A 7,835-nucleotide genomic window follows, 5' to 3' on the forward strand; every position below is an offset into this window, starting at 1 on the left:
CTGTTCCGATTGAACGCACGGGCCAGTTCAGGGGTCAGGGGGCGCAGGCCGATCCCCACCATGGCATGACTCACCTTGCCCGTGCTGATCAGTTCTTCGGCAATGCTGCGGGCGCGATTGATGGGGATGGCAAAGCCCAAACCAGCCCCCGGTCCACTGCGGACCAGGGTGTTAATGCCAATCACCTCGCCCGCAGCATTGAGCAAGGGGCCTCCCGAGTTGCCAGGGTTGATGGCCGCGTCGGTCTGGATCAGCTCCAGCCGCTTGTCGGTAATGCCCAGCTTGCTGATGTTGCGGTTGAGATTGCTGATGATTCCCATGGTGACTGTGTTATCCAGCCCGAAGGGATTGCCCACCGCAATGGCCCAGTCCCCCACCTCCAGGGCATCGGAGTCCCCCAGGGGCGCCACCGGCAAGGGGGTGGGCGACATCACCCGCACCACCGCCAGATCGGTTACGGAGTCCAGGCCCACAACGGCGCCGGCCAAGGTGCGGCCATCGGTCAGGCGCACTTCCACCTGATCGCTTCGTTCCACCACGTGGGCATTGGTCAGGATCAGCCCCTCTTCGGCAAAGACGACTCCCGTTCCCTGCTCCCGCTGGGTGCGCTGACGGGAGGGCAGGCCGTCTTCAAAGAACTGATTGAAAAACTGGTCAAAGAACGGGTGCCCCAGGCCCTGGGGCGGCAATCGGCCAATGGTCACCGTGCGCACCGTGTCAATGCGGACCACAGCGGGACCAGAACGGCGCGCCGCTTTCGTGACGAAAGAATCCGGTGTGATGAGTTCCCGCTGAGCCAACCCTGTGGGCGCCGCCGCCAGGGAGCCCAGGGCCAAGCTCAGCGCCAAAGCGCCACCACGGCGTCCAAGGCGTGGTGGTGTGCGACGCCATACGGATGGCCATGGTGCTGGCGTTAATGGAGATGGAAATGCCATGATCGTGTAGTGCGTGTCAGCCAGCCATGAGCCAAATCATCCCCATACTCTATGGAGTCTGTTTTGTCTTGCTGCTGGTCCAGGCCATCCGCCTCATGGGTCGCGGGTTTAGCGCGACCGGCAACAGGAGAGACCGCACCTCTTCCAAGTCGGTCACCATTCATCCGGAGTTGCTGGATCAAGAGGGTAACCTCCTGGAGGATGAGTTGCTCACAGTGCGGTTCACTGGCGATAACGAACCACCGCCAACCACCAGTACGGATCCACAGTCGGATGACTCTCCCCCCCTGGCCCCGCGCTAAAAGCCGAGATGGCCGTGGTTGAGTCCTGGCCTCCCTGGATTTTCACCAATGCATCAGATCCCGTGAACAAGAGAATGCGAACCGTTGCTGCGGTCTTGAAAGGCTTGAGGCTTCCCCCCCGCTTCCAGTTGCGGCAGGTGAAGGAAGATCCGATTCGCCTTGAATTGACCCTGACCCCGGCCTATGGCAAGGACCCCATCCTGGTGGGGTTGGTGGAGTCTCAGGATCTGGTCACATGGCGTGATCGGGAGGGGCGGGCCCCCCGTGATCTGCAAGGGACCTGGGACTGGACCGTTCGCCACGGCACAGTGAGCACAGGGGGTTGGAACCCCTATTTGAAGGAAGCGCTCCAAACCATGTTCGAGACAGGGCTCCCCGCCTATCTCTATGAGGAAGTCACAGGGGAGACCTATCACCCGGTGGATGGCGCCCGGCACGTGCGCTAGGTGATCCCTGCCATCTCAAGGGGGGAAACAGGTACTCAACAAACGTGGCGTCACCGGTGACGGCCGGACAAACTGGAGACAGGGTTTCAGGTTTTCTTTATGTTCCACCTCAATCCCGCGGCCAGGTTGCTGGACAACTCCTTCATCAAGCTCCTCACCGCAGCGGGCTTGGTGAGCGCCCTCACCCTCTCTTGTCTGGTTGCCTTGTGCTGACCTCTGGCCATCGGGGGGATACAAGCCCCACTAGACTCCTCCGTGAGAGCCAAACGGTTTCCGCAACTTGCCAGTCCGCCACTTACAACAGCGAAGGGGGTAACCATGGCCCACACCATTGCTCTCCTTGGCCTGGGCCTCTGGGGTCAATGCCTGGCCCGGCTCTTCCGTGGTTCCGGGCATCAGGTGCAGGGGTGGAGTCGGCGGCTGGGTGGTGATCCCGGAGACTGCCTGTCAGGCGCTGACCTCCTGGTTAGTGCGGTTTCCATGGCGGCCCTCCCCAGCCTGGCCCCTCAACTCAGCCAGGTGATACCCACCGGCCTGCCCCTGGTCAGTTGCTCCAAGGGCATTGCCGTTGATACCTTGTTGACCCCCCTTGGCCTATGGGGCCGGTTCTGCCCGCAAGTCCGGGGTCTGGTGCTCAGTGGACCCAATCTTTCCGCCGAACTGCGCCAGGGACTGCCCGCTGCCACGGTGTTGAGCTCCAACCACACGGCGTTGGCCATGGAGCTGCAGCATGTGCTGAGTGGCCAGCAGTTACGCATTTACTGCAATGACGATCCCCGGGGCACCGAGTTGGCCGGCGCCCTGAAAAACACCATGGTGATTGCGGCTGGCGTGTCGGACGGCCTGGGCTTGGGGAGCAATGCCAAAGCCTCTCTCCTCTGCCGCGGCCTCAGTGAGATGGGCGTGGTGCTCGGCGCCATGGGGGGGCAGTCACAGACCCTCTATGGCCTGGCTGGGCTGGGAGATCTCCTGGCAACGGCAAACAGTCCCCTGAGCCGCAACTATCGCTTTGGACTGGAGTTGGGGCGCGGCAAAACACCGGCAGCGGCTGAGGCCTGTTGTGAAGGCACAGTTGAGGGGATTCCCACCACCCATGCCGTTGTGGCGTTGGCGGAGCGCCACGGCTTTGCCGTACCCATTGCTCGGCAGGTGCTCAAGCTGCTTGAGCAGCGCGCCACCCCTGCTGAATCCGTGGCCTCCCTGATGGAGAGAAATCTGCGGCCCGAATCCCAACGGGCCATGTAGGTAGGGTTTTCACGGCAATATGTTCCCCTTCCCCCCTTCACATTCCTCAATGTTTCGTTACAGTTCTATGCAGTGACCCCGCTGGGCCATGTCTGATTCCGCATCTTCCCGCTTCGGCTTCGTTGACTTCGCAGAAACCTGGAATGGTCGGCTGGCCATGATGGGCTTCACCATCGGCCTCCTCACCGAACTGCTCACCGGCCAGGGCATCCTCGGCCAGATCGGCCTCGGCTGAACCTGCGCCTCACGGGACGGAACCGTCCCTTCCACCACCCATCTCTCGCTTCGTTCCGCCATGTCTGATTCCGCATCTTCCCGCTTCGGCTTTGTTGACTTCGCAGAAACCTGGAACGGCCGGCTGGCCATGATGGGCTTCGCCATCGGCCTCATCACCGAGGTGCTCACCGGTCAGGGCATCCTCGGCCAGATCGGCCTCGGCTGAGCCAATCCCTGCGGACCCGCAGGTCTCCCCATTGCCCAAAACTGGGGATCCTGCGGGTCAATTTTGTTCCACAACCTGAATCACTCCTTGGTGGTGCAGTTGACCCAGGAGATAAAGGGATCCGGACACCACCACACACGCTTCCGATCCTGGCGGCCGCTGAAAGGCCTGTCCCAAGGCAACAGCCACCGGCCAGGTGGGCCTCAAATGGGGGGGCGCCAGTTGCAGGCAGGCGGCCTGGGGTTCAGGCAACTGCCTGACCAGTTGATCAGCCGACCAGCAGGAGCTATCCACAATGGCCACCAGCCAGGCCCGATCCCCAGGTCGGAGCAGGGCCCGGAGCATGCCGATGGCGTCTTTGTTGGCCAGAATCCCCAGCACCCAGTGAATGGATCCCCCAGAGGCTTTGTCGTCCAGATGTTGCCGTAGACTCAGGGCGGCAGAACGGTTGTGGGCCCCATCCAGCAGCAGTGGTTGGCCCTGCCACTGGCAATGCTGTAGACGACCGGGCCAACACACGGACCCCATGCCCTTCCGGCTCCGCTGCATCTCCAGGGGGTGCAGGGTGGCGCTGACGTGCTCCAGCACCGCCATGGCCACTGCGGCGTTGTCGCGCTGCACCCGGCCGCGAAGGGGAAGGTTGAGGGCCTGGAACTGGTCCTCGGCAAGGGGGGGGACCCAGGTGATGGCGGCGCCACAAGCCGCTGCAGCTTGACGCAGCACGGCAACCACTGCAGCAGGCTGAGGACCGGAAAAGGCCACACAGCCCGGGCTGAGCACACCGGACTTCTCCCTGGCAATGCTGGCGAGATCCGCGCCAAGATATTCCTGATGATCCTCGCCAATGCTGGCAAAGGCCACGGTGGAGCGCCGACAGTGGGCCGTGGTGGCGTCCAGCCGGCCCCCCAGACCCACTTCCAGCACCGCCAGGTCCACCGCCTGGCGATGGAAGTGGAGGAAGGCGGCAACGGTCAACTGTTCAAACGGCGTGAGGGACCACTGCTGCGCCAGGGAGCGCAATTCCAACAGCAGGTTCCGCAGGGTGGCGGGTGCGATGAACCCCTGGCCAACACGAATCCGTTCACACCAACTCACCAGGTGGGGCGAGGTATAGAGCCCGCAGCGCAAGCCGTGGGCCGTCAAGGCCCCATGCAGCAGGCTGCAGATGGACCCCTTGCCGTTGGTGCCCGCCACCTGGATGGCCGCAAAGCTGTTGTGGGGATTGCCCAGGGCGTTCAGGGCGCCTTTGACCCGCTCCAGACCCATGGTGACAACACCGTTGGTCTGGCCTGGCAGCAGGTCGCTCAGGTCAACAGGGGCTGGCCAGCCGGACGACGCCCCGACGGGGCCCTGGGCGTCAGCACCCATCACCTAGACGCCCAAGCTCCCCAGAGCTGTGCGCAGCCGCATGAGGGCTGTGTCGATCTCCGCCCCACTGACGGTGAGTGGCGGGACAAGGCGCACCACCTGGGCGCCCGCGGGAACCACCAGAAGCTTTTGTTGAAGACAGGCCTGGGCCACTTGGGCGGAACCGGGTCCACCCTCCCGCAGCACCAGGCCTTGAATCAGCCCCCAGCCCCGGGCAGCGACACAGAGCTTGGGGAACCCCGCCACCAACTCCTCCAGGCCATGGCGCAGTTGGGCGCCCCGCTCCTGTACGTGGGTGAGCAGATGACGGCGCTTCAACTCTGCCGCCACGGTGAGGGCTGCCCGACAGGCCAGAGGATTGCCCCCGAAGGTGCTGGCGTGGTCCCCCGGCTGCAACACGTCACAGTGGTGTTTCACCGCCAGAGCCCCGATGGGGAAGCCGCCCCCCAGACCTTTGGCCATTGTCATGGCGTCCGGCTCAATGCCCAGGTGTTGATGGCCCCAGAGTTTCCCGGTGCGACCCATCCCCACCTGGACCTCATCCAGAATGAGCAGAATCCCCCGCTGATCACAGAGTTGGCGCAGGGCGGCAAAGACGCCGGCATCCCCCGGCTGGACCCCCCCTTCCCCCTGGAGCGGCTCCAGCAGCACCGCCGCCACGGCCGGACCCTGGGAATCCAGGTGATCGATGCATTGCTGAATGGCGGAAAAGTCGTTGTAGGCCACATGGTGAAAACCCTCCACCAAGGGGGTGAAACCCTGGTGATACCTGGGTTGGCCCGTGGCGCTCAGGCTGGCCATGGTGCGGCCGTGAAAGCTGGCGCGGGCCGTGATGATCCGGGCCTGTTCAATGCCTCGCTTGCAGCGCCCATACTTGCGGGCCAGCTTGATGGCGGCTTCGTTGGCTTCAGCCCCGGAGTTGCAGAAGAACACCGCATCCATGGGGCTGTTGGCGGTGATCCAGGTGGCCAGTTCCCCCTGCTCCGGGGTGAAATAAAGGTTGGACACATGCTGCAATCGACCCAACTGTTCACCGAGGGCCTGCTGCAATGCCGGGTCACTATGGCCCAGGCTACAGACCGCAATGCCCGCAACACAGTCCAGGTAGCGGTCGCCGTGGCGATCCCACAGCCAACTGCCCCGGCCATGGATGAAGGTCACCGGAAAACGCCTGTAGGTGTTCATCACCGCAGCCCCATGGGCAGGGCCGGCGGGGGGCGAGAGTTGTGAATCAACCGCCATCGTCGGGCTGGCTGGAGACAAGGATCATGGGAGCGGTGGGACTCGAACCCACATGCCCGAAGGCGCTCGATTTTGAGTCGAGTCCGTCTACCAATTCCGGCACGCTCCCTGGGAAGGATTGGGGATTGAACTGTAAGAGAGATCTAGGCTGCCAGTAAAGCAGTTCGGGTGGCGTCAATGCGACTGATCCGGGCGCCGACGGCCTGAAGCCGCTCCTCCAAACGAGTGTAGCCCCGATCAAGGTGCTCCAGCCCCGACACATGGGTGACTCCGTCCGCAACCAGTCCCGCGATCACCATGGCTGCCGCGGCCCGCAGATCAGTCCCTGTCACAGGTACGCCGCTGAGCATGGGGACACCTTTGACAAGGGCAGCATTGCCATTTGTGCGAATCTGGGCCCCCATGCGCTGCAACTCAGCCACATGCTGCAGGCGATTCTCAAAAACCGTTTCAGTAACGAAGGAATCTCCCTGGGCAATGCTCAGCAGAGCCATGAATGGAGCTTGTAAATCCGTCGGGAATCCCGGGAACGGTTGAGTCCGCACTTCACACCCCCGCAACTGCCCTGGCGTTGTGATGGTGAGGCCTTGACCCTGGGGGCTGATGCTGCAGCCCATTGCCTCCAGCTTGGCCAGCACAGCGCTCAAATGGCTGGTCTCCACGGGGGTCACGTGGAGGCGGGAGCGGGTGGCGGCGGCGGCGATCAGAAACGTGCCCGCTTCAACCCGATCAGGAATTACAGCATAGTCCGCGCCGTGGAGCTCCTTGACCCCGGAGATCTTGATTGTGGAGGATCCGGCGCCCTGAATCCTCGCCCCCATGGCCTTCAGCAGGCCCGCCAGATCCACCACTTCCGGTTCCTGGGCCGCATTATGGAGCACGGTTTCCCCCTCGGCCAAAGCGGCAGCCATCATCAGGGTTTCCGTGGCGCCCACACTGGGGTAGTCCAGATGAATAGGGCACCCTTGCAATCGGCCATGGTTGCCCTGCGCCTCTGCTGAAACCACCCCGCTTTCCATGGAGATCCTGGCGCCCATGGCCTGCAAACCCTTACTGTGTTCCCGCACGGGGCGACTGCCGATGCGACAACCGCCCGGCAAGGGCACCTTGGCCACACCGTGGCGGGCCACGAGGGGACCGATCAGAAAGAAACTGGCCCGCAATTTGCGGGTGAGGTCGTAGGACGGATCATGGCGCGTGAGTCCACCGCCTCTGAGCACGGCGGAGGAGCCCTCCAGGTGAAATCCCATCCCCAGGGAGACCAGGATTTGGGCCATGGCGCCAATATCTGTCAGATCCGGCATGTTCCGGAGGCGAACGGGCTCATGGCTCAATACGGAAGCCGCCATCAGCGTCAGGGCGGAGTTTTTGGCGCCATTGACATGCAACTCACCCTCAAGCCGCTGCTGACCAATGATGCATAAATGGGACTTGCCCAGATCAACAGGCGCGTTCAGGGCTGCAAGTGTCATGAAGGGCTCAGGCTGGCATTGCTATTCAGCCAAAAAATGACAGTCAGACTGAATTGTGCCAGGCTTCCGGTTGAGAAACTGGCATAGGTTCATACATTCTGGCGAACGGTTTCCTGCTGATTTCCTTGGGCTGGACGTGCTATGGTTGGATGACAAGGTCAAAGGCGCCTTCCCTGCCCACAAAACCCCTGCCCACAAACCAAAGGATAGGGAATGCAGTAGGCCATGGGGGCTCTGACCCTGCCCACGCCTGCGGATGTGGCGGAATCGGTAGACGCGCTAGTTTCAGGTACTAGTGGCAGCAATGCCATGGGAGTTCAAGTCTCCCCATCCGCACTGTTGATTACGATTGATCCAGGCCTCGGTTCAGGAACCGCGGGCAA

9 protein-coding genes and 2 tRNA genes are annotated in these 7,835 nt (G+C 62.7%); 6 read left to right on the plus strand and 5 right to left on the minus strand.

Going from position 1 to position 7,835, the window contains the following annotated elements:
* Positions 1–935 (minus strand): trypsin-like peptidase domain-containing protein (locus BG35_RS0104490; protein WP_152535169.1); only part of this gene is annotated, 935 nt, incomplete at its 3' end.
* 26 nt (positions 936–961) lie between these two features.
* On the opposite strand from BG35_RS0104490, the gene BG35_RS10280 reads away from it, so the two are divergent.
* The 5 genes from BG35_RS10280 (at position 962) to BG35_RS0104520 (ending at position 3,370) form a co-directional block, all read left to right on the plus strand.
* Positions 962–1,237 carry a DUF2973 domain-containing protein gene (locus BG35_RS10280; protein ID WP_025781887.1) on the plus strand — a complete coding sequence of 92 codons (276 nt, stop codon included), beginning with the start codon at positions 962–964 and terminating at the stop codon, positions 1,235–1,237.
* 74 nt (positions 1,238–1,311) lie between these two features.
* On the plus strand, positions 1,312–1,683 hold the full coding sequence (locus tag BG35_RS0104500) for a DUF8663 family protein (protein WP_373276965.1): 372 nt from the start codon (positions 1,312–1,314) through the stop codon (positions 1,681–1,683).
* Between the two features lie 318 nt (positions 1,684–2,001).
* On the plus strand, positions 2,002–2,928 hold the full coding sequence (locus BG35_RS0104510; RefSeq protein WP_025781889.1) for an NAD(P)H-dependent glycerol-3-phosphate dehydrogenase: 927 nt from the start codon (positions 2,002–2,004) through the stop codon (positions 2,926–2,928).
* Positions 2,929–3,016: 88 nt separating this feature from the next.
* Positions 3,017–3,163 (plus strand): CAB/ELIP/HLIP family chlorophyll-binding protein, encoded by a 147-nt coding sequence (locus tag BG35_RS0104515; protein ID WP_025781890.1) that lies wholly within the window; start codon positions 3,017–3,019, stop codon positions 3,161–3,163.
* A gap of 60 nt (positions 3,164–3,223) precedes the next feature.
* Complete coding sequence (locus tag BG35_RS0104520; RefSeq protein ID WP_025781891.1) at positions 3,224–3,370, plus strand: CAB/ELIP/HLIP family chlorophyll-binding protein; 147 nt, start codon at positions 3,224–3,226, stop codon at positions 3,368–3,370.
* Positions 3,371–3,427: 57 nt separating this feature from the next.
* Here the strand turns inward: BG35_RS0104520 and BG35_RS0104525 are convergent, their stop codons facing one another.
* From BG35_RS0104525 to murA, 4 genes are all read right to left on the minus strand, one after another.
* Positions 3,428–4,738 carry a bifunctional folylpolyglutamate synthase/dihydrofolate synthase gene (locus tag BG35_RS0104525; RefSeq protein WP_051506142.1) on the minus strand — a complete coding sequence of 437 codons (1,311 nt, stop codon included), beginning with the start codon at positions 4,736–4,738 and terminating at the stop codon, positions 3,428–3,430.
* A 3-nt stretch (positions 4,739–4,741) separates the two neighbouring features.
* Positions 4,742–5,980, minus strand: a complete 1,239-nt coding sequence (locus BG35_RS0104530; protein WP_025781893.1) for an aspartate aminotransferase family protein — start codon at positions 5,978–5,980, stop codon at positions 4,742–4,744.
* A 27-nt stretch (positions 5,981–6,007) separates the two neighbouring features.
* Positions 6,008–6,089, minus strand: a tRNA-Leu gene (locus BG35_RS0104535).
* A 34-nt stretch (positions 6,090–6,123) separates the two neighbouring features.
* On the minus strand, positions 6,124–7,452 hold the full coding sequence (murA, locus tag BG35_RS0104540; RefSeq protein WP_025781894.1) for a UDP-N-acetylglucosamine 1-carboxyvinyltransferase: 1,329 nt from the start codon (positions 7,450–7,452) through the stop codon (positions 6,124–6,126).
* Positions 7,453–7,704: 252 nt separating this feature from the next.
* On the opposite strand from murA, the gene BG35_RS0104545 reads away from it, so the two are divergent.
* Positions 7,705–7,788, plus strand: a tRNA-Leu gene (locus tag BG35_RS0104545).
* Positions 7,789–7,835: the final 47 nt, after the last annotated feature.

This window comes from Candidatus Synechococcus spongiarum SH4, from assembly GCF_000586015.1.
Taxonomy (GTDB): Bacteria; Cyanobacteriota; Cyanobacteriia; order PCC-6307; family Cyanobiaceae; genus Synechococcus_B; species Synechococcus_B spongiarum_F.